We start from the raw sequence: 24,817 nt of genomic DNA on the forward strand, positions 1-24,817 counted from the left end.
ATGCCTTTTCTATAGATTTGAAAAATCTTTGGCGCTATCTGTTTTTGAGGGCCATGTGGCCCCGTTCGCAGCCAGCACGGCTGACAACGGATATTGTTCGAGCCGCTATTTAGAGGTCTGAATAAAGGTCCGAAAGCGGCGACAGAATAGCGTTCCACACCTTGTCGCGCAGATGAGGCAGTTGACTCTTTTCCAGCTCGGTCAGGCCATAGTGGTCGGGGTTGCTCAGGACATTTTCGAACTTGACGATGCGACAGTTGTAGTCGGTCGTATCCCTTTTTTCGTTAACGATATAGATGGGCAATACCTTCAGGTTATACAGCCGGGTCACCCCAAGGGCTTTGCCAATGTCGAACTTTACGGCGTAGGCCAGTTTTGAGTTGCGACTCTCTGGATGGAAGCTCACAAAGTCGCCGAAAGCGTAGATGACCAACGCATCCTGCTTGCCATGGCGTGGAATCACTTGCGCTGGCTGGCTGACATGCGCGTGGTTGCCGAGGATGGTGTCCACGCCGCACTCGATAACCTTGTGCGCGGCATCAACAATTTTCTCATGGGGGTACATTTCGAACTCCCACCCCCAATGGCAGTAGGCGATGATCCAGTCGGCGCCCTTGGCCTTGGCGGCAGCGACCTGTTTTTTGATCAGGGCGTAATCCGTAGGCGGGTCAACGTCGTTGAATCGCACTTCGTTGGCCAGGTAAAGCTCCCCGTCCCGTGAGTGACCGTTGAGGTCAAAGGTGTAAGACAGGAGAGCCACTTTGATGCCGTTTTTTTCCACGACGACGACATCATCCTGCTCGGCCTGACTACGGGCAGTGCCGGAGTAGTACGCCCCTGACTTCTCAAGCACTTTGAGTGTGGCCTCCACGCCTTCCTTGCCCCAGTCCATCGCGTGGTTGGTCGCTGTGCTGAAGAAGTTGATCTTCGCTTCATGGCGGAATTTGTTGAACATCGCTTCAGAGGTGTTCATTTGCGCCGGCTTGCCAGTTTGCTGATGGCGCCCTATAGGCTTGCTCTCATCAACGGTCGACTCCAGGTTGGCACTAACGATGTCAGCGCTGCTGTAAAAATCTGTGATGTCGTCGAACAGGTGCGGTGTGTTTTCGGGGGTCAGCACATCCACCGCGAGCAAGTCACCCGCACATGAAACCGAGAGGGCGGGAATAACCGGGAACACACCCCCTTGTTCAATTGAGGGGTCACTCAGGTTACGGAACTTCAAGGTCTGGTTAGCGAAGAATCCTTCGAGCCCCGACTCTTTTTCGGCAACTTCAAGTTGATTAAGCCAGTAGCGGTAGAGCCACTTGGTCTTCTGGAAAGTATTGCCCGAGATGTCATATACGCCTGTTTCGGGTTGCGGGTAATGAAACTGCTCATAGCAGATGTAACTCATCAGCAAAAGACCAAGCCTGAGCAGGGTGCGCTGGTGTATCGGGTCCTTGAGGGCAGGGGGAAGTACTCCAAATCCGGGATCAACCAGCAAATCCTCGAGCAGGATCTGCGCCTTGAGTAATGGAGAAGGATCGGCGAGCACCGGCTCAAGCCTCTCCAAGACCCGCTTCGGGCCCTGTTGTGCAATCCAGCCGAACAACGCCCGCGCGTAAGCCTCTTCCTCGGGGCTGATGGTCTCGACCATTTCCAGGTCGCCATCAGCGACGCGCCGCAGTATGTCGATGGTCTCGGCTTCGTGCCCGTCGAGGCAGCATTTGATCGACTGTATAAGCTCCTTCAAGGCTTCAAACATATAAGCATTCATCCTGAATATCCTCTTGGTTTGCTTGATGATTACAGCGCAAGTCGGTTTTAACTGCGTTCTTTCGAGGTGCCGGCCAGCCCGAGCCGGGTGAGCTCAAGCACGTCTTGCGCCTGCTGCAGTACCCGGCGTTTCCATGGGTCGGTATCAATATAGAAGGCATCGCGCAGTTGGCGTTTGATCTGCATTAACCGTTCTGTCGGGACAGCGGCCTGGTTGTGCAACCACTGATCGGCACGTAGCGCTTTGAGCACCAATGGTCCGGGTTTGGTGCCGTACTCCAGGGTCAATCCGTTGTATTGCGCGTCGGGGCATTCCTGCATGACGGCTAAATCAAGGGTGCCATTTAAAACCGCTGATGAAGACGTACCTTGTGTGCTGAGGGTGACCTGTTCACCCCACCAGCTTCGTGCCCGTGCAATCGCGTCCGGGGTATCGCGTCCTTTATAAATGCGCTCTCCCACGCCGCTGGGACCAAGCCCTGTATGCACATCGATCCAGCCTATGCGCCGACATTGGCCGCCATACCGTCGAATGATCTGGCGAACTTGTACGTTGCTCCAGGTGGGCTGGGTGCCCGCAAAAAACAAGCCGTCAGGGTCGCTGTGCTGGCCTCGGGTGATGGCCGACTGCAAGGCTTTGGTGCCGTGGCGTAACGCATACCCGAGGAGCCCGAGGGTACTGAGCAGAGTGGGCGGTTGACGCCGTGGCACCAGTAACGGAGCGATCGAAGTGTATTCGGGGTTACCGGGCAACGGCTGATCGAAGTCCATGAAGTTGCGATTGATATCGACATTGTCTTCGTTGACCCGACGCAGCCAGGAGAAGCCGTAAGGGTTGACTGCATGCAGAAAAAGCACAGCCATATCCTGAGCGCGGCACTGCCTGCTCCAATCATGATTGCGCAGATGATCCACCTGAACAGCCGAGCCGCAGAAGCCTTCAACGCCGTGCACACCGCTGCTCACTACCAGCAGGTTGGCCGCTGTGGGCGAACCGACAAGTGCGACATCAAGTGCCAGTTCTTCTCCATCGCGACCGGGTAACGGGTGGACGCGGGATTCAACTTCCAGATGGGCATTGGCGCAAGCCTGCAGGAATTTTTGCCGAGCTTCGGCGTAGCTTTGTGAAAAGCAGGATACGTCCATCATGGATGTCCTATTAACATTCGTGCCAGATTTGGCGATCAGGGAGCGGGGGTAGTCACTGCGCGATGTGGGCCGGGCAGGCGGCTGAAGGGGCGGACTCGGGAAGGATGGCGTTAAGTTCGCGACGAGTGCGCTCAGGGTCGATGAGCACCAGGCCAAGTACGGTGAACACTAAAAGTGCGATCCCGAACAGGCCAATCGCCAGTTCGAAACCGGTGACTAAATCTCCTCCCTGCCAGCCGATGGCCTGACCCACCAGAAGAGGTGCGAGCATGCCTGCCGTAGTCAACAAGGCGATGTGGATGGCCAGCATACTTCCGCGCTGGCGGGCCGGTGCGATGTGGGCGACGATGCTGAAACCAAAGGCTGACAGCAAGTTGAGAAGGATACTGCCCAGAAGAAACAGCCCCAGCGTGACTGTCAGGGATGTCGAGCTAAAGCCCATGATGATGTAAGCCACGGCTGCGATCAGGCATGCCACGAGGGGCGGAATACCCATCGCCTTGCGTATGCTGGCGCCACGCTTCATCGCTTGTTGGGCCAGGCTGGACACCAGCAAGTTCATGAATATCACCCCCAGGGTGGTGGCGAGCACCAGATACCCGGACTGCATCGGCGTCATCCCCAGCCCTCTTTGCAGGTAGGTGGGCAGCCAGCTGTAAAGCAGGGCATTGGGCAGATAGCTACAGAAAGCGACCAGAGTAATGCAGACAAACGTGCGATTGAGCAGCAGTCGGCTGTAGGGCAGTGTGGGCAACAGGCTGCCATTGGCGGTTTTTGTATCGTCATGCTGGCCTTCGCGGCCAAACAGTTGCCACAGCAGCAGCCACACCAGGCCAACACCTGCCAGCAGCACATACCCCGTACGCCAGCCGTATTGCTCAATCAAGGTCGGCAGGGCCAGGGCGCCTGCGATGGCGCCTAACATGATTGCGACTTGAATCAGCGCCGCAGGCAGCACCCGCTCGCGGGTGGCGTACCATTTGAAACAGGCGTGCTGGGTGACGGCTGTGCCAGGGCCGCAACCAGCGCCCAGCATGACGCGGCTGACGAGCAGGGTGACGAAGCTGCTGGACAGGGCGGCGAGCAATTGCGCGGCCATCCAGACCAAGGCCATGCCCGAAAGGATCCAGCGGCTTGGCATGCGGTTGGCCACAAAGCCCACCAGTACCCCGGAGATCGAATACAGAAAAAAGAACGCGCTGCTGATAAAACCGAACTGCTCGGGCGTCAGTTTCAGTTCGTCAATAATCTGCGGGCCGGCGAAGGCAAAAATGGTTTTATCCAGCACGCTGATAATCACCACAGTCATCAGCAAGGCAACAACGAACGGACGTCTTTTATCGGGAAGTGAATGCATGGGTATGGCCTTTAATTGAGGAGCTTTTTCAGAAGCGCATGCCGACACTGGCTTCCAACATGCTTCGGTCTGCAACCATGTTGTAATCGCCACCCCCGGTGTTCAGGTAGTTGAGCTCAAAGTTGTAGTCGCTTTTGTACTCCCCCTGCAGTCCGAAAATCTGTGCATAACGCCCTTCGGAAAACACGCCGTCATAGGCGTGCCCTTTGACGTCATACACCAGGGTTAACGAAGGCGTAAGGTCAAGTCCGGGCAAGACGTTTCTATAACGAATCTCCCCTTTGGAACGAGCTCCCCACGAGAAAGGCGTGACGAAACCATCGATTGCACATTTTGCCGCCGGGCCTGTGCATTTCGAGCTGTTGCCGTAGGGCGCGCTGCCGAAGCCGGGGCGTCCGTAACGGATGTCGTCAGTGTCGGGCAGGTCGTGGACATATTTGAATCCCGCCTCGGCTGACAACTTCATCTCGCCGCCCAATACAGTGCCCAAAGGATGGTTGGCGCCGAGATTGAGCTGGCTCACTCGAAACCTGTCGAAACCGCTGGCCACATAGCCTGTGGGCGTTTTGGACAGGTAGCCCATGGGCCCGCTGCCCCCTAACAGGCCAGCAATGAAATCGGAACCGTTCCAGGCGATCGGTTGGTTGGGACGATAGCTGTATTCAGCGTAGATACCTGTGCCGCCTGGCAGTCGGGTTTTGAAATTAAGGGCGTACATCCGGATGCTGGTCGGGAAGGCGCGTTGATAATAAGCGGCAATGCCCGTTGGTTTGGCCTGGCCGAGGTTGGCGGCGGGCGGCGTCAGAACACCGGGGCCAGTACGTACTGCCTGGGTGACTGCTTCACGACTGGTGTAGTCAGCGAAATACAGCCCGAACATGCCGACGTCTTGCCATAAATATTGCAGGCTGGCGCCGAACTGATTGTTACTGGGGCGATGGTCCGGGCCACGGGACACGTAATCCAGAGGGTTGTTCAGGGCCTGGCCGTCGGTGGTGTAAATCGGTCGCCCGGCCATGGAGCTCAAAATGCTGCCATTGAGAAGAAACTGGTCGCACCCCGGTTGAGCGTAATCGCTGGTCGATAGAAAGGTCCCGCAACCCGGATAAGCGCTGGGACGGAACTCAAACTGGTTGAATGCATCCACCGACAGGTTTTCAGTCAGCGCCAGCTTGGCGTAAAGGGTCGGCATCGCGACGGTACGGGCTTCTGCAATTGAAGTGGCTCGACGTGCCGCGGCCCAATCAAAAGCGTTCACTGCCTGTAAACCGCCGCCGATGGTGGTTGGCGTGACCCAGGGAATCGCCTGATCGCCGAGTCGCACCAGCAGGTCGTGCCCGCCAGGCTGGAACGTGCCGTAAACATACGCGTCGTTGATGACTGCATTGGAAAAACGCGCCAGCGAGTCAAACCCGTCATCGCTCAGCGGTTCACCGGATTGATAGCCGTTTGGAACGCTGCCGTAGTCGACGTTCTGGTGTTTTTGGGTGTAGTCGTACCAGCCTTTGGCACTTACAAATACGCCAAGATTACGGTGGCTCAGATCCGCCTGCAGGTAGGCCTCGGTAGAGGTAGAAACCGCATCGCCGCGCTTGTAGTTGAGGTTGCCGTCGTTGAACAGGTTCATGCCGTATTCGGAGCTGGTCAAGCGGTAGCTCGGTTTGTCCATGCGCCACACAGAACCCAATGACAGAGCACCTTTGAGGTTCAGGCGAGTGTCGTCCTGCTGCCACTCGATACCTTTACCCAACCCTGACTTGAGGTCACCGAATACCAGCTCGCCAGCCATTGCCGGAGCAGTCATGGCAACGCTCAACACAGACGTGGCCAACCCCGCAAGTACGGGAGTCCGGGTCACGGCCCACTTCTTTCTTATTGTTGTTGTCACTGACTAATACCTTTGTTTTTGTTTCTCTTGTGAATGCCAGGCGTTTTTCAGTCTAGCGCTGAAGTCATCCCCTTTAATACGGCGAATACCGACAGCAATAGGGTCGATATCGCCAGCTATAAACAGGCATGAATAGCCTGATGCTGTTCGCCCAGGCACAGCGAATTGCAGGAGCCAGCCCGCTTGCGCAGCTCGCTGAATAACAGGGGGTTAACAGGCTGTTGTATTGAGTGTTCCGACAAGGGGCACAGGGCAGGGCGGGCAGTACGAGTTGCAGGCAGACAGCATTTGGAAGTAGGGCTAATATCGCCAAAAATAAATTCAATAACGCCAGGCAGGTCTATGAACGTCCGAATAGATTTATTGCACAGCCCCCATGGCATGACCGGAACGCTGTTCAGTGTGATCGATATTCTGCGCACCTTTAATAACCTGTGGCAGATGCGCAATCCGGATAAACGAGGGGCTTTTTTTCACTGGCGATTGATTGATGCGGCGGGCAATGAGCTACCGCTTGCGGACTGGTTGTCAGGCATGCAGTCGCCTGCCGGTGGGCGTAAATCGTTGCGGCCCTCGCAGACCGCGCTGTTTGTGCCGGGGGTGCAGATGAAAAGCGTGCCGGATCTGAAGCATGTGCTCGATCAATGCGCCGAGGAGCTCAATTGCATCGCGCGTTATCACTCTCAAGGGCGCATCGTCGCGGCCAGTTTCAATGGCCCGGTGATGTTGGCCCGAGCCGGTGTGCTGGACGGCCGGCGCGCGACAGTCACCTGGATGATTGCCAATTGGTTTGCCTCCAGCTTTCCTGAGGTGCAGTTGGCGATGGCGGGCCCGGTGGTGGTCGACGGGTTGGTCTTTACGGCGGGCGCACCGGCGGCTGTGTGCGATTTGATGGTGGAGTTGATTCGTCATTTTGCCGGTGAAGAAATGGCGCAAATAGCGACCAATGGGTTGCTCTATCACCCGATGCGTTTTGAGCATTCGAGCCTGAACTTTCCTGGCATTTCGGTAAAGACCCGGGACAGCGTGGTGTTCCGGGCCAAGCACTGGCTTCAGCAGAACATTCAGACGGCCTATAGCCTGGAACGTGTAGCCCAGGAAGCGGCAGCCAGCCCGCGCACCTTGCTACGTCATTTCAAAGAAGTGGAGGGCATGACTCCGCTCGACTATCTGCACCGACTTCGGGTGGAGCGGGCCAAGCAATTATTGGAAGTAACCCTGGTTGATCTAACGGAAGTGATGGAGTACTGCGGTTATCAGGATGCCAGTGCTTTCCGGCGCCTGTTTCGACGCGCTACCGGGGTAACGCCTTCAGAGTACCGTCGTCGCTACACCATGCGCATTTCCAGCCGTTGGTGGCGGGCTGACGAGTCCGGGCCGAAGGAGAGAGTCGATGACTTGATCAAGGGACTGAGTATTGAGCCTGACCACAGGTCAGAACAGTGAGAATACACCAATGAATCGGGCGGTCTTCCACGATATGGATTGCACCATAAGCAAAGTGATTTTCTGTTGGCCTTGATCTCAAAGATTTGGCTGTCGAGGCGGGGGCATCAACCCAATTCCTCTGCCTCGACTTGCTCTGCTGTAATTGCCTTGCTCTCCCCCGGTGAGTGCGATCACCCAGTTATTTTTCAGGCGTTGAGATGACTTATGGAGCTGGCGGCGATCACCTGCTTCGATCTTGGATGAGGGGTGCTTTGGTCATTGAGTCTTGAAGTCGAGATATCGTGAAGGTCCGCAGGCTTTTGCTGGAACCTCACACAATCCCTCTGTTTAAAACGTTGCTTTGATCTGTAAGCCCACGGCCAAAGCGTTGCCTCTTTTTTTGCCGGAGAACGCGCCAGGCTCAATGTAGTACTGCAGGTCAGGACGCAGCAGCAGCCAGGGAGTGACCTGGGCGCCATAGTTAAGCTCAATCATCTGCTCGCCATTGTCGAGGTTGGCGATCATCTCGGATTCGCCGAAGCTGGTCGCCGTCGCTTCTTGAACATCCCGCGTACGGGAGTTGAGTACGGCCCGGCCATAACCCAAGGCAATGCTGTCATGGGGGCGGCTGGCAAAAGGCTTTTGCTTGACCAGACCGACCGAGTACCAGCGACGCATGGGGGAGGTTGCTGCGTTGCTGGTGGCTGCCTGGCCGAACAGGCGCAGCACGCTTTCAGGGTCTTGCTCATCCCTCCAGATTGCCTGGTCCATCAACACGTAAGCCCCGGTGCGGTTGCTGCTTTTTTCTGTGCTGCCAATTTTTTGCGAGTCAGAGCTGTCGTAGTACCAGCCGACTTTGTATTGGCCATTGAGAAAGGCGTTGTTATTGAAGATGGCTTCCAGCGGCAGAATGGCCCCGGTGGAGTCGTGGCTGGGCATGGAAAACGCTTCGGAGCGAAGGCTGTTGTGCTCCGGGTTGACCTGGAATACCGCGGTTTGCAGCGTCAGTGAGTCGTTGACGTCGTAACGCAACTCTGCACCCCAGTGAGCCGTCGGGTAGTTGCCCCACCCGCTGCCGCTGGACATGGTCAATGGGTGCGCACAAAAGCCGGCGCTCACAAAGTTGGTCAGGATCGGCATGCCACCAAAATCGGTGCCCATCACCATGTAACCGATTTTGGCAGACACGTCCGCAGAAAACAGATTGCGCTGGTAACTGAACTCGGTCAGTCGCGTGTATTCGCCACCGTAGTTTTCTTGCGCAGACAGGCGGTTGCCGAGCAAGTCTTCCGTGGCGCTATGGCCGCGACGGTCGTTAACCAGAATTTGCACAAATCCGGCGTCCGGGGTGTCCAGCAGTTTACTCAGATCAAACTTGGCGCCCACGCGTATTTGTTGTGCATAGCGCGTACCGCGCTTGATCCCGCCATGCAGGTTGGAAATCGTTTCAGAGCTGTAGTCACCGGTCAGTGTGATGCCCTTGTCCGCCAGTTTTTGGCGCTCACCGCCCCAATCGCCGGTGAGTGTCGAACGACTCATCAGGTCGGAAGTGTCAGCCAGTGCTGAAGACGGACTCAAGATACACAGCGACAAACCGCTGCACAGGCTGGTGGTCAGCAGCGCGCGGAAAGAAAAAAACATTGGGGTGTGCTCCGTTGCAAAAAATGTTGGTGTATCGCTCTACGACACGCTGGCAGGGCTGGAAACTGGCCTGCTCTGGCTTTTCTGGCCTGATACCGTCTTGAGAACTGCGGTGTCAGCACCTGATCCCGGGCCGAGTCGGTCCCTCCTTGGGTGTGCAAGGGGGTGTCCATGAGCGGGTTTATGACGGGGGTGCTGATGCTCGAAGCCGTTCGGGTCTTCGCTTCACACAACTAACAGGCCCTGAAGGTGGCAGGGCTGGTGAATGTCATCCTGTGTGAGCCGTAAGGCTAAGTTTATGCCGATGTTTTTTTCAGATAAATCCAGGGAACTAAGAAACATTATTGGGCAGGCAGTAATAATCCGCTGGCGATATCCGGACTTTCGCTTGCAGAAACGGCGATCGTTAGTGTTCAACGCTTAGTGCTTTTGAGATCAGTCACAGGTCAAAAAAAGAGAAAACATAAGGGGCTGAAATCCCCTCGTGGCCATGGATTATTACTGTTTCACCAACAATGTTTCTCAAACCTTCGGATTTATCCCAAGAAGCGCCCGTATAAACTAGCTCAGCGTCTCCAGCCCACTCTCGGAACGTCGGGCCAGCAGTGCCCGGACAAACACCTCCCCGCGTTTCGTAGAGCCTTCGGCGTATTCATTGCGACTGCAGCAACCGGATGCACTGATTGCCGGTGCTCGCTTGCTGTCGGCAGGGCGGTAGTCTGATTCCGACACCTGCCATGCCCAGCCTTTTACGGGTCGAACTGAACATTCGACCCAGCTGTTCGCACAGCGTGCGGGCAGTTTTGTATTCACCCATAGAGCATTCACGAAATGACGAATGACCAACCATCTCAAACTTCAAGACGCTCAATGAGCACTATCGCGAGGGGGCTGTTTTCCCTGTTTGTATTTGCCGTGGCACTGGCTTTGATTTATGGCGGGATCAAACTAGTGGCGCTGGGCGGGTCAAGTTACTACTTGATCGCAGGCTTGGCTTATCTGGCACTGGCGGCACTCTTTGTGTTGCGCAAGTGTTTGGCTATTACCCTCTCTGTTGCCATATTCCTTGCGACCTGTGCCTGGGCCTTTTATGAAGTGGGTCAGTTCAGCTATTGGGAACTGCTGCCACGCTTGGTCATTCCGGCCATCATCCTGACACTCAGTCTGTGGGTCGGCGCCGCGTTGCCGGACACGTCCCTGAGCACCCGGCGCGCCGCTAACCGGTTCGGGTTTGCCGTATTCCTGGCACTGGTCGCGACATTTATTGCTGCGTTCTACCCGCACGGCGGGATCTCGAACCCGGTCGCCGCCACTGACGCACCCAAGGCCGAAGAGCCCTCCAGCGCCCCTGAAAACTGGGAGTTCTTTGGGCGTAATGCCTCGGGCACACGGTTTGCTCCTTACACGCAAATCACCCCGGACAACGTCAAGGATCTGCAGGTTGCCTGGACCTACAGAACAGGTCGTCGCACCACAGGTGCCGGCGCGGGTGTAGATGAAAACACACCGTTGCAGATCGGCAATGTTCTGTACTCGTGCACCCCGGAAAACCTGATAACCGCCCTGGACGGTGATACCGGGACCCCGCTCTGGAAATTCGATCCCAAAGCCAAAAGCGAAGAGCACGTGACCTGCCGTGGCGTGGGCTATTACGACATCGATAAAGACGACAGCCTGAGCGCTGAGGTCAAGGCGTCATATGGCAATGAGCAGCAGTGCCGCCAGCGTATTCTGGTGTCGTCTGTGGATGCCCGTTTGTTTGCGCTTGATGCGCATACCGGCACCCTGTGCCCGAGCTTTGGCGACAACGGTTATGTCGATCTCAAGAAAGGCATGGGCCCGACTGAAAACAGCAAGCGCTATCACCCCACCTCGCTGCCGGTTGTCATGGGCCATCTCACCGTGGTCGGTGGTTGGGTACGGGACATTGTGGCGGGCGAACCCTCCGGTGCCGTGCGCGCATTCGACGTTCTGACAGGCGCGTTGGTGTGGGCCTGGGATGTAGGTGCACCCGAGGGCAAGAACACAGCGGCAGACGATCATCAGTTCGCTCTGGAAACGCCTAACGTCTGGACAATTCCGACCTACGATAAAGAGTTGAATCTGGTCTACCTGCCTACGGGCAATGGCCCGCCCGACTACTGGGGTGGTGATCGCAACCAGGTTAAAGAGAAGTTTGGCACGGCCGTTGTTGCAGTCGATGCATCAACCGGTAAAGCCAAATGGGTTTATCAGATCGTTCACCACGACGTCTGGGACTATGACCTGCCTTCGCAGCCTGTGCTCTATGACATCAAAAACGCCCAGGGCGAGAAGACTCCGGTCTTGATCCAGACCAGCAAGACCGGCAACATTTTTGTACTGGATCGCCGTACCGGCAAGCCGGTTACAGAAGTTGAAGAACGTGCGGTTCCTACCTCTCCAGCAGCAGAAGGCGAGCACCTGTCGCCTACCCAACCGTTCTCGGTCGGGATGCCGACCATTGGTGTCGACCCGCTGACCGAGAAGTCGATGTGGGGCGTGACGACTTTCGACCAACTGTATTGCCGGATCATGTTCAAAGACTCCGTCTACCTGGGTCCGTTTACACCGCCAAGTGAAAAACCCTACATCGAATGGCCTGGCTTGCTGGGCGGCATGAACTGGGGTGGCATCTCCATCGACGAAAACACCGGCATGATGTTCGTCAATGACATGCGCATGCCGCTGCGGATGCAACTGGTCAAAAAGGAAGACACCAGGAAGTTCAACGTGTCGACCGATGAAGTCCCGGGCTTCATGGGAACCATTCGCCCACAAGTCGCCGGTATCTATGGCGGGGTGAAAATCGACATTCTGCAGTCGCCACTGGGCGTACCGTGCAACACACCACCCTTCGGCAGCATGAGCGCCATTGACCTCAACACCCAGAAACTGGTCTGGCAGGTTCCATTGGGCACCGTCCAGGACACTGGCCCGCTGGGGATCAAAACGCACATGCCAATCCCGCTGGGCATGCCAACACTGGGTGGCCCGACCTCAACGGCATCTGGCCTGGTGTTCTTCGCCGGCACCCAGGACTACTACCTGCGAGCGCTGGATTCGGCCACCGGTAAAGAAGTATGGAAAGCCCGCCTGCCGGTTGGCGCGGTTGCAGCCCCGCTGATCTACAAATCACCCGCCACCGGGAAGCAGTACGTGGTCATCTCCGCAGGTGGCATGAGCCACTCGCCTGATGTCGGTGACTACATCATTGCCTATGCATTGCCGGACAGCATCACCCAGAAATAACGCCTTGATTGACGTTAACTGAAATGGCCCGCCTGCTCCCCAGCAGGCGGGCTTTTTTGTTCCAGGCCAGTTGTTGTTCGGCTTCGGCCTGAATAACGCCTTGAATGTGGTGCTTGTTACGAGCAGAGGACTTCGCCTGATCCCATAGGTCCGGTAGTCTGCTTTCGGCCAGAAGCAGTCACTCCGATGTATTTAGAAAATCTGGAGCGATTCAACTCGTAGCGGTTGAGCTCAAGAGAGTGCCGGGGCTCATGCATAGTGTCTGAAGCGCGCTTAGGGCGCGAAATGTATAAGAGATTATATTGGCAGAGCTGCTATTCGCAGCAGGCATACACTAATAGAGGTGGCACGGTAGACAATGACGGCAAGAGCAGGCAACCCCAAGGATTCGTCCACCGATGAGAACGTGAGCATGAGGCAGCCGGCAGTGATTCTGGGCTTGCGTTGGCTCATTTTCACCCTCGTACTGTTATCTGTCCTGGCTACGTTGGGCAATAGTCTGATCACGGCATATAGAGTGCAGCGGGATGCGTTGATTGACCATGCGCTGCAATCAAACAGTGCTTACGCGTCAAAAGTAGCTTCAAGCCTCTCTGAGTTCATTCATTCGGCACAAAGCCATCTGCGTTACAGCGCCGAAGAGTTGGGCAAGGAGTGGGGTAATACCAAGGCACTGCGGGCCGAAGCTGTGCGCCTACAAAAGCAGGACGAAGATTTTAACTCGATAGCAATTATCGATACTAATGCCAAAGTTCTGGAGGCGTACCCAGACACACTGCAAATCAATGGTTCAACTTTGCGATCGGATACGATTCGAAAAGCCATCGATGCGAAACGTCCCTACATTAGCTCAGCTTATGAATCAGCAGCCGGTAATCTGGTCGTATTCGTCTCAGAACCCATTCATGATTCCTCTAACCGTTACATTGGAATCATAGGCGGTTCGATTTACCTGCAGCAGGACAGTGTACTTCACACGCTAATCAGCCGGCATTTTCACCATGAAGGTACATTTGCCTTCATCGCCGATCAGGATCGTCAACTACTTTATCATCCTGATGCGTCGCGTATTGGTGAGACCCTCGGATGGAGCAAGACCGTGGATGCAGCTTTACGTGGCGAAAGCGGGTCCGTGGCCGTGCCTAATTACAAGGGCATACCGATGCTTGCTGGATATGCTCAGGTGCCTGGAGCCGGTTGGGCCGTTGTCGTACAGCAGCCTCGCGAGATTAGCCTTGCCCCCTTGCACACGTTGATGCGCGACATGGTTTTTGGAATGCTACCTGCTGCATTGATCGGATTTGTACTGATTTGGATCGGTGCTCTGATGATCTGTCGGCCATTGCACCAGCTTTCCAGGATCGCAGGACAATTGGCTGCAACGCAAGCCTCTGACCAACTTCGAAACGTGAAGGCATGGTATCTAGAGGCCTTTTCTATCCGTCAGGCGATGCTGACCGGTGTGTACCTGTTACAAGCAAAGATGGGGCGTCTAAGCCAGCAGGCGCTTACCGACCCTCTGACAGGTCTGGCAAATCGTCGAGCAATGAATGATGAGTTGCTGGGTCTGGAGCAGGCAGGCCGAACATACTCCATATTGTCACTGGATATAGACCATTTCAAAAGGGTAAATGACACCTTCGGCCATGACAAAGGTGATGTTGCGATAAAGCAGGTTGCGCAAACACTCCTCAGTCATTCACGCAATGGTGACTTCGCTTGCCGAGCGGGTGGAGAGGAGTTCTTGTTGATTTTGCCGGAGACCGGTATCGATTCGGCGAGCATGATTGCCGAGCGAATTCGCCAGGCAATCGCTACATGCGACATTTCGGGTGTTGGACATATCACGGCTTCGATCGGTGTCGCGACTTGTGAAAACGTATCTACTACCTCAGAGGTCGTACTCAAGAGAGCGGACGAATGCTTGTATCGTGCCAAACAAGGGGGGCGTAATCGCGTGGAGTCGAGTCCTCAATCTGGAGCCGAATGAGTCGCCCCTTGATCCTGGACATATCCAAGCGGCCGCCCATCACCTCACTGATTCGTTATTTTCCATCCGTATCGCTCGAATTGAACCCTCGGGCAGCTTCGATCATTACGTCATCGAGAAACGAAACGCCTGTTCTTGCAGGCTCGTTTTGATCAATACGGCCAATTGTTGGGTGGCCGGTGCAGGGGCATCGCCACCGCTGTGAAGCACATAGCAAAGGCTTGGCACTGGGGGTAAGCCAGAAACTACAGCTAGATGGCCCGGCAGCCCGATACGGGTCCGCAGCGTCAGGCCCAATCCGGCGGCGACGGCCGCCCAGATACCGCCGACGCTGGGACTGGTCAAGGCGATCCGCCAGGGTATTTGCGCAGCATCCAGCGCCTGGGTGGCGGCGCTGCGCATTACGCAAGGCGAGTCGAACAGGATCAATGGCAACGGTGAGCGATGAAGGTCCGTCGGCAATGGCGTATCGCGGGCTCCGATCCAGTGCATCTGTGCTTCACCCAGGCGAGTGGCGTAAGGCGACAGGTGCCCGGTGTCCCAGGTCAGGGCCAGGTCAAGATCAGCGCTTTCGACCCGTGCAAGCAATTCGGCGTTACGGGCGATCCGGACTTCGAGATTTACCCTCGGGTAAGCCTGGACGAAACGCCGCAGAATATCGCTCAGAAAGTGCTCCCCGAAGTCCTCTTGAAGTCCGAGTCGGATGGTCCCGGCTGTCTGGCTTTCATACAGAGTCTGGAAAATGCCGTCGTTCAGCTCCAGCAGGCGGCGGGCATGGCTGAGCAGCGTTTCTCCCGTGGGGGTCAAGACCAAACCGCGACCGGACTTGGCCAGGACCGGCGTACCGACCTGCTCCTCGAGTTTTTTCAATTGAGCGCTGACGGCAGACGTCGATCGACCGAGACGATCCGCCGCTTTGGCAAAACTGTTGAATTCCACGCCAGTGACGAAGGTGCGCAATACGTCGAGGTCGAAGGTTGGTCGGCGCATTTAATAGTCCACTAATTCGGGATGATGGGTGCTATTAAATCTGATATTCGGAAGTGTTGCGACTTGATAGTTTTCCTCCATCAATTGAGACATCAGGGGGAAAACATCATGAGCGCATCTATTGTCACGGGGCGGGAACAGCAGGGTAACTACCCGCAGAAGTTTGCCGAACTGACCGACAATGTCTTGTTTGGTGACATGTGGACGCGTCCACAATTGAAGCCCCGTGATCGCAGTCTGGCGACGGTGGCCGCATTGGTGGCGATGTACCGACTTGAGCAATTGCCGTTCCATTTGCAGCGTGCACTGGACAACGGCCTGAGTGTCGAAGAGCTGGCCGAAGTCATCACCCACCTGGCGTTTTATTCCGGTTGGCCGACAGCCGCCTCGGCGCTGAAGTTGCTCAGTGAGCGTCAGGCTTGCCTTCCAGAACATCAAGAGTAACCGTTGATGCCGTTTACACGAGTTTCACTGCACCGCGGGAAATCGGCCGAGTATTTACAGGCGTTGTCTGCGGGTTTGCACGATGCCTTGGTCGAGAGCTTCGAAGTACCGAGGACGGATCGCTTCCAAGCCATTCACCAACATGAGGTCGGCGAGCTGATCTTTGATCCCCACTACCAGGGCGGGCCGCGCAGCCATGACTTTGTGCTCATCGCGATTACCGCAGGCCGTCCTCGAAGTGTTGAGATCAAACAGCGTTTTTACCGCGATCTGGTCGAGAAGTTGGGGCGGGCGACGGGCCTGAACGCAGAGGATGTCATGGTGATAATCACCACGACGGCCGGCGATGAGTGGTCGTTTGGAGGAGGGCGAGGTAACTAGCGGGAACAATCACGGGATCTGCGAGCGAACGAAGATTTTTGAATTCCCCGGGGATTCCGTGATTCCAGCAAAGGGCGGAAAATTGCCCGGGATCGCCCACGCCGATTGCTGCCTGTCACGAAAACTGCCATCGGCCAGGAGCGGACGATCGGTGACCTGCAAGCACGGCAACGAATCCTGTGCCCTTTAACGGTGATTCATCGCTCCAGCTACCCCGCCGTCGCTCACCGGTTCAGGAACTTGATGACAGCACTGGCGAACAGTTCTGGCTGATCAAGCATGATGAAGTGAAAACTGCCGTCAATGCGCCTGAAGCTGATGTTTGGGGTCGAGGCATAGGCGTTATGGAACATTGCATCAATCTGGGATGCCTCTACGCCGTAAAGCAGGTCGTAGGCATAGACGACCTCGACAGGCACCTTGATGCGTTCAAGCTCAGGCCGGAGGTCGGTGACCATCAGTTCATACATGGCATCGGCCATCGTTTTTCGGTCGGAGTTCATCCCCGCTGCGACCAGGCCTGGCCTGACTGCTTCAGTTTTAGCGAGACGGGCGATGGCGGCCTGCTGCATGGAGTGCGCCTGCTCAGGCGTTGCCGCCAACATTGCATCGCGCATCGCAGCAGCCTGCGGGGTTGCCGTTTCACTGGTCGCGCGGGGGTCAAAGAGCAACGTATAGAAGGGCATCGCATCGACAATCATCAGGCGTGCCACTTGATCGGGATGACGCGCACCCACCATCAGTGCCACCTCACCACCCAACGAATGACCGATGATGACCGGCGCCTCGATGCGCTGGCTGCGGATGTATTCAGCGATCGCCTCGGCCGTCGGCGCGACGACTCTCCCGTCTGGACTGGATACGGCAGGCGAGCCGGCAAAGCCAGCTACCTGAACGAGATGGAGACGGTGGCTGTGCCGTAATCTGGAGGCCAAATCAGCCCAGACTTCGTAGGACGACGCAAATCCTGGAATTAAGATGATATCTGTTCCCGAGCCTTGTACCAGCACTGAGATACCACCCTGGTTGACAGTGACTGGCGGCAGGGGTGCAGGCTGGGCTGGCGATGCAGACAACAGCGCCAGCGTGGTGCCAATCCCGGCAAGGATCACGCCTGCACGCATGGCGTTCCCCTTTTCGCGCAATGCGACGTGACATTTACAGTGTCGCGGTCGCCGATTACACCGGCGGGCAGGCTGCTTGGCGGGTTCATAGCCATTCCTTTGACCGAAAAAGTATGGCCACTATAACGGCGCACAAAGGCATCAGGAAACTCTCCCTACCGGCGATCCTTGGCGTCAGCGATATACCGAGCTAGCCATACTTGCAAGCCTCTCATGCAACCCGATTTCTACTGCTGAAATTGCTCGGGCACAGTTGTCATTGATAGGCGGCTAGTCATTTGATCGTAACGACGACCTTGCCTTTGGCTCGTCCCTGTTCGACGTATTTCAGAGCCTCTGCCGTTGATTCAAAGGAAAACGTTCGATCAATCACCGGATTGATGATGCCCGCCTCAACCAGCGCGCTGATTTGTTGCAGTTGGGCGCCGTTGGCGCGCATGAACACGAACCTGTACCTGATGTCCTGCTTGCGTGCCCTGCGCCGAATGCCGAAGCTCAGCAGGCGCATAACCTGCTGCAATGGCCAGGATAACCCTTGCTCCTGTGCGAACAGCGCAGTGGGCGGCCCTGAGATGGAAATCAGTTGGCCGCCGGGTTTGAGGACCGCGAGTGACTTGTCCAGGACATCGGTGCCGAGGCTGTTCAACACCAGGTCGTAGCCGTGCAAGACATTTTCGAAATTCTGCTTTTTGTAGTCGATGACCACGTCAGCCCCCAGCATCTTGACCCATTCGACATTCGCGGTGCTGGTGGTTGTGGCGACAAAGGCACCCAGGTGTTTGGCAAGCTGGATGGCAATGCTGCCGACGCCGCCGGAGCCTGCGTGAATCAACACCTTCTGGCCCTTTTGCAGCCGGGCGGTGTCGACCAGCACTTGCCAGGCAGTCAGTGCCACCAAAGGCAGGGACGCGGCTTGCGCCATGCTGGTATTGGCCGGTTTCAGGGCGATCGCGTTCTCGTCCACGGCAATCCTTTCGGCGAACGTGCCGATCCGTGCTTGCGGCGGGCGAGCGTACACTTCGTCACCTGGTTTGAAGCGTGTCACTTGCGAGCCGACCGTCACCACGACCCCCGCCAGGTCGTTGCCCAGAATGAGCGGAAACGAGTAGGGCAGGATCAGCTTGAATTCGCCTGTGCTGATCTTCGAGTCCAGCACGTTGACACTGCTGGCATGGACCTCGATCAAGACGTCGTGGGCACCCACTTCAGGGGCTGACGCTTCGCCGAGGCGTCCGGGTTGCTTGCCGTAGCGATCAATAAGAAATGCTTTCATCGAGGTACGGCTCTTGTCGGTTGTAGGGAGGGTAGCCGGTGTGTGGTCAGGCATCGAGGAACGCCTGCGCCCTGGCCACAAATTCAACGTGGTACTGGAAAATCCCGCCGTGACCGGCATCCTGATAAATCACCAGCTCTGCGTTGGGGATACGCTTGGCCAGTTCAAACGAATTGATGCTCGGCACCATGATATCGGTGTCGCCGTTAACGACCAGTGCTGGTGCCTGCAAGCGTTCAAGGTCTTGCGGCGGTTGTTTGCCCCACGCGGTGATCGCTTTCAATTGACGCAGGAAAGCACGGGGCGTCGGGCCTTGGTCGCGATTGTTCTTGCGGGCTTGCAGGCGCTGCAAATACTGCGCGGCAGATCGACGGCCGTGGGCCGTAGACGTGAAGAACAGGTAGAATTTCGGATCGCGCAGGGTCAGCAGGCCTTTGACAATCAATGGCCACGACACCGCGCCAACCTTGTCGATACCGCTGCCGCCGGCCGGCCCGGTGCCGGTCAGAATCAACCGCCGCACCCGATCAGGCGCCTTCAGAGCGATGTCCTGAGCGACGAAGCCGCCGAGCGAGAATCCGAGCACATCAACGGTTTCCAGCCCCAGGGCGCGGATCAACTGAATGGCATCGTCGGCCATCTCGCCGACGGTCAGTGGCGCGGTTCCACCCGAGCCGCCGATGCCACGATAGTCGGTGGTGATGACGCGTCGGGTTTGCGCCAGGCCATCGATGATTGCGGGATCGAAGTTATCGAGCACCGCGCCCCAATGATTGAACATTACAAGGGGCACGCCGGTAGTGGGGCCGATATCGCGGTAGGCGAATGGAATACCGTTGACCCTGATCGATTGGTTCGCAGCGTTGATGAATGACGTTGGCGAACCCGAAGGGGGATGTTTCTGGGTTGAATTCATTACGCCTCCCGATTTCTGGACGGGTTCGATGCAGCGCCTTGCGCTTGCATCGAATCCGCCCCAAATGCTCACTGCCTGAAGATCACTCTGGAGTCTGGTAACGCTGAGCAACCGCGGACTGACGGATTTGCCCGATCAGGCCCAGACGTGCGCCCTGCAGGGCATCCCAACGCTGCGCTTCGTGCAGCGGCGGAATGGTCACGGGTTCGCGACGATCGAAGCCGACGAGAGCGGCATCCACCAGATCGCCCACTTCCATGATTTCACTCAGGGTGTTGATGTCGACGCCGGAACGATCCCATATTTCCGTGCGCGTTGCGGCCGGCAGCACGGCCTGCACGTAGACGCCTTGAGGCGACAGTTCCAGGCTCAAACCCTGGGACAGGAAAAGCACAAAGGCCTTGGTCGCACCGTAGACCGTCATGCCGAATTCCGGTGCGAGGCCTACAACCGAACCGATGTTGATGATCGCGCCTTCACCGGCCTTGGCCAGGCGTGGAGCGATGGCGCTGGCGAGCCGCACCAGCGCCGTAGTGTTGAGGGCGACCAGTTGCGCCACTTTATCGGTGCTTTGCTCGACGAAATGCCCGGACAGTGCAGCGCCGGCGTTATTGACGAGGATCCCGATGCGGGCGTCGTCGCGCAGACGGTTTTCAACGTTGCTCAGATCGCCGGGTTGAGTCAGGTCCGCCGGGATCACATCGACGGTGACGTTGTGTTCGCTGCGCAAGCGTGCGGCCAGTGCATCCAGGCGCGCCTGATCACGGGCAACTACCACCAGATCGTGGCCGCGTTGTGCAAAGCGTTCGGCGTAGACGGCGCCAATCCCGGTGGAGGCGCCAGTGATCAAAACAGTTGGGCGAGTGCTCATGGGGTATCTCTCTTTCAGGATATGAGAAACAGAACGGGCTCAGCTTGCGCTGACGCTCGATTCAGCCAGTGTCGGGTAATCGATGTAGCCTGCCGCACCGCCGCCATAGAGGGTGGCGGGATTGAACGCGGACAACGGCGCGCCACGTTTCAGGCGTTCCACCAGATCCGGGTTGCCAATGAAGGGGCGACCGAAGGCGATCAGGTCGGCCTGGTCTTCAGCGAGCCGCGAGGTGGCCAGATCGAGGTCATAGCCGTTGTTGGCGATGTAGGTGTTTTTGAAGCGCTGGCGCAGGGCGGCGAAATCGAAGGGCGCCACGTCACGCGGGCCGCCGGTCGCGCCTTCGACCACGTGCAGGTAAACCACGCCGAGGGCGTCGAGTTGTTCTACGACGTAATCGAATTGCGCCTGCGGATCGCTGCTGGATACGCCATTGGCCGGCGACACTGGTGACAGGCGTACGCCGGTGCGGTCGGCACCGATCTCACTAACCACAGCCTCCGTCACTTCGAGCAACAGACGCGCACGATTTTCAATCGAGCCGCCGTAAGCATCGGTGCGCAGATTGGCGTTGTCCTTGAGGAATTGATCGAGCAGGTAGCCGTTGGCACCGTGAATTTCCACGCCATCGAAGCCAGCGGCGATCGCATTGGCCGCCGCCTGCCGGAAGTCGCTGACGACTCCCGGGAGTTCGCTGATGTCCAGTGCGCGAGGCTCGGAGACGTCTTCGAAGCGGTTGTTGACGAACACTTTGGTGGCGGCGCGCAGCGCGGAAGGGGACACGGGGGCAGCGCCGTTTTCCTGCAGGTCGACGTGCGAGACGCGGCCGACATGCCACAATTGCAGAAAGATTTTTCCTCCCTTGGCATGCACGGCATCAGTCACGGCGTGCCAGCCGTCGATCTGTGCCGGAGTGTAGATTCCCGGTGTGTCTTGATAACCCTGGCCCTGCCGGGAAATCTGCGTGGCTTCGCTGATCAGCAAGCCGGCGCTGGCGCGCTGGCTGTAATAGGTCGCCGCGAATTCGCTAGGGACCAAGCCTTGACCGGCGCGGTTGCGTGTCAGCGGCGCGAGAACGACGCGGTTCGATAGCGAGAGGCTGCCTAGGGTGTAAGGAGTGAACAGAGTCCGCTTGGTCATTTGATGAATCTTCCGTGCCCGTTGATGAAGATCAGTGGTGCAGGCAATTAGGATGATGATCGAAATCTAAACTGTCAACAATTTTGATTATGGGTAACATCTATGTATCATCGGACTCAGGATTTCCCGGGAAACACGAGGTATTGCAAGTGAGAGTAACCAAGGCCCAGGCGCAGGCAAATCGAGAGCACATCGTTGAAACCGCCTCACAGCAGTTCCGTGAGCGGGGCTTTGACGGCGTCGGCGTTGCTGATCTCATGGCGGCCGCTGGTTTCACCCATGGTGGTTTCTACAAACATTTCGGGTCGAAAGCAGACCTGATGGCCGAAGCCTCGGCGTGCAGTCTGGCCAAATCGCTGACCGCCGCCCAAGCGCTGGATGTTCCGGGCTTCATCAACGTCTACGTGACTAGAGAGCATCGCGACGGACGCGGCAGTGGTTGCACGATGGCTGCGCTGTGTGGTGACGCGGCGCGTCAGGCGGACGATGTGAAAGCGACGTTTGCCGAAGGCATAGAACACATTCTGCAGACGCTAGAAGCTAAATACCCGACAGGAACGGATCCTGAGCCGGGTGAGGGCAGAAAGAAAATGATCGACCTGCTTTCACGTGCCGTCGGCGCGATTATTTTGTCGCGCGCCTGCCCGGATGACTCCGCACTTGCTGATGAAATACTTGAGGTGTGCCGGGCAGAAATGATTGCTTCATTGCCGGTCGATGACGTGGAGCCGGTGTAGAGACGGCGCTCATTGAAAGAGTAGCTTCAGTAGAAGTGCGATGTTTTTGCTTGGAGCAGAAAGTCAATTTGAGTCCCAAACCATGGGGCGCGAATGACAGCTTTTGGCCGGAATCAGCCCTGCGTAACAGGCTGCTATCGGCCATCTTCGGTCTTTCCAGTCTATGTTTAAGCTCTAAATTTCGCGGCGCACTCTCCCTGGCGGCGCCCCATAAACCTCCTTGAATTTTTTACTGAATGCCGCCTGCGATTGGTAACCAACCTGCAACGCTATATCTTTCAAACCCAGATGCGAATGACTCAGCAGACTGAACGCCAATTCCATACGGACTTGCGTAAGCAATACCCACGGCGACACACCAGCCACACGAACGAACGTGCGCATGAAAGATGCACGGGACATGCACGCGATCTCGGCCAGGTTCTGGATGGTCCACTCGTGCGCAGGATTAGCCAACATCGCCTGCCAAGCGGGTCCCAGACGTTTATCGCTGAGCAAGGCAAGTGTACCGATGTCTTGGCCATGGCTTACTAGATAGGCGCGAAGGATCAGGGTGAATAACCCTTGAGAAAGAGCATCGAGCAAAAATCTTGCTCCAATCTGATCACCGTCTGCTTCCCCTCGTAGCATATCGACCAGCGACGGTAATGGCCCATCTGCCGGGAACACGCCGCTGGGAATCAACAGGTACTCAGGCAATGAAGCAAACAGCAGCGAAGTCCGATTGAAGTGAAAGCAGCCGCAGAGCATGTCCAGATCCGCACTCATGCCGCCAATGCGATGGATCGGCAATACGCCAGCGCTGATGCGCTTTGGCGGTGTTGGCGCAACATCTTTCCCCGGACTATGCAGCACGTGCGCAGCACCACTGGGCAGCAATAGAACGTCGCCGGCGCGCATAGAAAGACGCTGACCGTCTGGAAGCTCCACCCGACACTCACCCGACAGCACAACGTGGTATGGCGCTTTACCCAGCGCTTCCTGCTCATGCTCCAGAGCCCAGTCACCCTGAAATTGGCAACGTAAATCCAGACTGCCACGAACATTGGCAAGGCTGATGAGCTTGTCGATTGAATTCATTTGAGCGCATCGCATAAAAAACAGAGCGTATCGAACTAATCAAAATCGGACCAGTGCATACACTAAACGAGGCTAAACACTACACCCAACCTCCTCAGGAGTTAATGCGATGTTCAATAACTGGTCCGACTTGTTGCCCTCCATCCAGAAAGCTTTCGGCGCGCTGGGCAAAAGTAATCCCAAGATGGTCAAAGCCTACATGGCCCTCGGTGATGCCTCTGCCGAAAACGATGTGCTCGACGCCAAGACCCGCGAGCTGATCTCCATCGCAGTCGCCGTCACTACACGCTGCGACGGCTGTATTGCCGCTCACACTGATGCGGCGATCAAGGCTGGTGCGAGCCGCGAGGAAGTGGCCGCGACATTGGCCACTGCGATCTCGTTGAACGCAGGCGCCGCTTACATTTTTTCACTGCGCGCGCTTGAAGCGTACGACACCTTGAAAAAATAGTGCACACGCCATAACTCCACCGGCCCCGGACACTTCAACGTGCCGGGGCTTACTTGTATACCTCCGGACGTCAGCAACTTGTTGAGACGATCTAACAATAACTTGAGCATGACGCACAAAAGCGTCTCGAGGCTAAGCCTCAGACTGGCTCCACATTCCACATATTCGGATAAGTCTGATGCCCGCTTCATTCACTACATGGCTGCAATTTATCAGCAAGCTCGACACCCTCGGCACACACCTCATGAGACTGGCGATCGCCATGGTTTTCTTGTGGATCGGGGCACTCAAATTCGCGCCTTACGAGGCCGACAGTATTACCCCATTTGTCGCCAACAGCCCGTTCATGTCGTTTTTTTACGAACATCCCGAGGATTACAAGGCACACCTCACGCACGAGGGTGAACTGAATGCGGACAAGCGCGTTTGGCAGACCGCAAATAACACCTACGTCTTTTCCACCGGACTGGGTTTTGTAGAAATTCTGATCGGTCTGCTTGTGCTTTCCAACCCGATCTCGCGATGCGCCGGTCTGCTTGGAGGGGCACTGGCGTTCGGTACGCCGCTGGTGACCTTGACCTTCCTGCTCACTACACCTGAAGCCTGGGTGCCGGATCTCGGTGATGCTGAACACGGCTTTCCCTTTCTGTCTGGTGCAGGACGTCTGGTGCTCAAAGACGTCTTGATGCTGGCCGGCGCTCTACCGGTAATGGCTGATTCCGCTCGCCAGTTGTTGCAAGAGAGGCGCTCCTGATTTTCTGAATCGCCCCGGTTTTCCCAGGCACCCTTGAGCGGCTGCTCTGGCCGTAAGCAGCCTGTCACGAGGGCCGCTTCCGGACAATTGCCGCTCTTCGTGCCAGACAGCACTTGCTCCTTCCCAGCCCGAAGTCGGTCACGTAGCTGAGCCAATTGCTCAAAACCCATGATTC

20 protein-coding genes are annotated in these 24,817 nt (G+C 56.8%); 8 read left to right on the top strand and 12 right to left on the bottom strand.

Annotation, left to right across the window (positions count from 1 at the left end):
- Positions 1 to 109: 109 nt before the first annotated feature.
- Genes JQ845_RS13030 through JQ845_RS13045 form a run of 4 tightly spaced genes read right to left on the bottom strand, consistent with a single transcriptional unit; the run spans position 110 to position 6,122 of the window.
- Positions 110 to 1,759, bottom strand: coding sequence for a CapA family protein (locus JQ845_RS13030; protein ID WP_203009115.1), 1,650 nt, complete (start codon positions 1,757 to 1,759; stop codon positions 110 to 112).
- A gap of 47 nt (positions 1,760 to 1,806) precedes the next feature.
- Positions 1,807 to 2,904, bottom strand: coding sequence for a M14 family metallopeptidase (locus JQ845_RS13035; protein WP_010656350.1), 1,098 nt, complete (start codon positions 2,902 to 2,904; stop codon positions 1,807 to 1,809).
- A gap of 55 nt (positions 2,905 to 2,959) precedes the next feature.
- Complete coding sequence (locus JQ845_RS13040) at positions 2,960 to 4,264, bottom strand: MFS transporter (RefSeq protein ID WP_203009116.1); 1,305 nt, start codon at positions 4,262 to 4,264, stop codon at positions 2,960 to 2,962.
- Positions 4,265 to 4,292: 28 nt separating this feature from the next.
- The gene (locus JQ845_RS13045) at positions 4,293 to 6,122 is read right to left on the bottom strand and encodes a DUF1302 domain-containing protein (protein ID WP_232286853.1); all 1,830 of its coding nucleotides are present in this window, start codon (positions 6,120 to 6,122) and stop codon (positions 4,293 to 4,295) included.
- A gap of 432 nt (positions 6,123 to 6,554) precedes the next feature.
- Here JQ845_RS13045 and JQ845_RS13050 point away from each other — a divergent pair, with 432 nt between their 5' ends.
- The gene (locus JQ845_RS13050) at positions 6,555 to 7,598 is read left to right on the top strand and encodes a GlxA family transcriptional regulator (protein WP_236010211.1); all 1,044 of its coding nucleotides are present in this window, start codon (positions 6,555 to 6,557) and stop codon (positions 7,596 to 7,598) included.
- A gap of 330 nt (positions 7,599 to 7,928) precedes the next feature.
- Here JQ845_RS13050 and JQ845_RS13055 read toward each other — a convergent pair whose 3' ends face one another.
- Positions 7,929 to 9,221: a carbohydrate porin gene (locus JQ845_RS13055; RefSeq protein WP_010656347.1), complete on the bottom strand. Its 1,293-nt coding sequence runs from the start codon at positions 9,219 to 9,221 to the stop codon at positions 7,929 to 7,931.
- A gap of 870 nt (positions 9,222 to 10,091) precedes the next feature.
- On the opposite strand from JQ845_RS13055, the gene JQ845_RS13060 reads away from it, so the two are divergent.
- A complete protein-coding gene (locus JQ845_RS13060) occupies positions 10,092 to 12,491 on the top strand; it encodes a membrane-bound PQQ-dependent dehydrogenase, glucose/quinate/shikimate family (protein ID WP_203009117.1) in 2,400 nt (799 codons plus the stop codon).
- Positions 12,492 to 12,849: 358 nt separating this feature from the next.
- Positions 12,850 to 14,481 (top strand): sensor domain-containing diguanylate cyclase, encoded by a 1,632-nt coding sequence (locus tag JQ845_RS13065; RefSeq protein WP_203009118.1) that lies wholly within the window; start codon positions 12,850 to 12,852, stop codon positions 14,479 to 14,481.
- Positions 14,482 to 14,586: 105 nt separating this feature from the next.
- On the opposite strand, the gene JQ845_RS13070 is transcribed toward JQ845_RS13065, so the two are convergent.
- Positions 14,587 to 15,471 carry a LysR substrate-binding domain-containing protein gene (locus JQ845_RS13070; protein ID WP_203009119.1) on the bottom strand — a complete coding sequence of 295 codons (885 nt, stop codon included), beginning with the start codon at positions 15,469 to 15,471 and terminating at the stop codon, positions 14,587 to 14,589.
- A gap of 108 nt (positions 15,472 to 15,579) precedes the next feature.
- Here JQ845_RS13070 and JQ845_RS13075 point away from each other — a divergent pair, with 108 nt between their 5' ends.
- Both JQ845_RS13075 and JQ845_RS13080 read left to right on the top strand, forming a co-directional pair.
- Positions 15,580 to 15,915 carry a carboxymuconolactone decarboxylase family protein gene (locus JQ845_RS13075; protein ID WP_003442314.1) on the top strand — a complete coding sequence of 112 codons (336 nt, stop codon included), beginning with the start codon at positions 15,580 to 15,582 and terminating at the stop codon, positions 15,913 to 15,915.
- Positions 15,916 to 15,921: 6 nt separating this feature from the next.
- Positions 15,922 to 16,296, top strand: a complete 375-nt coding sequence (locus JQ845_RS13080) for a tautomerase family protein (protein WP_203009120.1) — start codon at positions 15,922 to 15,924, stop codon at positions 16,294 to 16,296.
- 224 nt (positions 16,297 to 16,520) lie between these two features.
- Here the strand turns inward: JQ845_RS13080 and JQ845_RS13085 are convergent, their stop codons facing one another.
- From JQ845_RS13085 to JQ845_RS13105, 5 genes are all read right to left on the bottom strand, one after another.
- The gene (locus JQ845_RS13085) at positions 16,521 to 17,420 is read right to left on the bottom strand and encodes an alpha/beta fold hydrolase (RefSeq protein WP_203009121.1); all 900 of its coding nucleotides are present in this window, start codon (positions 17,418 to 17,420) and stop codon (positions 16,521 to 16,523) included.
- Between the two features lie 274 nt (positions 17,421 to 17,694).
- Positions 17,695 to 18,693, bottom strand: a complete 999-nt coding sequence (locus tag JQ845_RS13090) for an NADP-dependent oxidoreductase (protein WP_010656341.1) — start codon at positions 18,691 to 18,693, stop codon at positions 17,695 to 17,697.
- 46 nt (positions 18,694 to 18,739) lie between these two features.
- Entirely contained in the window at positions 18,740 to 19,609 is an 870-nt protein-coding gene (locus tag JQ845_RS13095) for an alpha/beta fold hydrolase (protein ID WP_203009122.1), read from the bottom strand.
- Between the two features lie 82 nt (positions 19,610 to 19,691).
- Entirely contained in the window at positions 19,692 to 20,480 is a 789-nt protein-coding gene (locus tag JQ845_RS13100) for an SDR family NAD(P)-dependent oxidoreductase (RefSeq protein ID WP_010656339.1), read from the bottom strand.
- 39 nt (positions 20,481 to 20,519) lie between these two features.
- Positions 20,520 to 21,620, bottom strand: a complete 1,101-nt coding sequence (locus JQ845_RS13105; protein WP_203009123.1) for an alkene reductase — start codon at positions 21,618 to 21,620, stop codon at positions 20,520 to 20,522.
- A 149-nt stretch (positions 21,621 to 21,769) separates the two neighbouring features.
- On the opposite strand from JQ845_RS13105, the gene JQ845_RS13110 reads away from it, so the two are divergent.
- Entirely contained in the window at positions 21,770 to 22,357 is a 588-nt protein-coding gene (locus tag JQ845_RS13110; RefSeq protein WP_177412979.1) for a TetR/AcrR family transcriptional regulator, read from the top strand.
- A gap of 174 nt (positions 22,358 to 22,531) precedes the next feature.
- Here JQ845_RS13110 and JQ845_RS13115 read toward each other — a convergent pair whose 3' ends face one another.
- On the bottom strand, positions 22,532 to 23,437 hold the full coding sequence (locus tag JQ845_RS13115; protein WP_010656336.1) for an AraC family transcriptional regulator: 906 nt from the start codon (positions 23,435 to 23,437) through the stop codon (positions 22,532 to 22,534).
- A gap of 109 nt (positions 23,438 to 23,546) precedes the next feature.
- Between JQ845_RS13115 and JQ845_RS13120 the strand changes: the two genes are divergently transcribed.
- Both JQ845_RS13120 and rclC read left to right on the top strand, forming a co-directional pair.
- Positions 23,547 to 23,888, top strand: coding sequence for a carboxymuconolactone decarboxylase family protein (locus JQ845_RS13120; protein ID WP_003442331.1), 342 nt, complete (start codon positions 23,547 to 23,549; stop codon positions 23,886 to 23,888).
- Positions 23,889 to 24,066: 178 nt separating this feature from the next.
- On the top strand, positions 24,067 to 24,642 hold the full coding sequence (gene rclC, locus JQ845_RS13125; protein ID WP_203009124.1) for a reactive chlorine resistance membrane protein RclC: 576 nt from the start codon (positions 24,067 to 24,069) through the stop codon (positions 24,640 to 24,642).
- The last annotated feature ends 175 nt before the right edge of the window (positions 24,643 to 24,817 follow it).

The sequence above is a fragment of the Pseudomonas paraversuta genome, assembly GCF_904063065.1.
GTDB lineage: Bacteria > Pseudomonadota > Gammaproteobacteria > Pseudomonadales > Pseudomonadaceae > Aquipseudomonas > Aquipseudomonas paraversuta.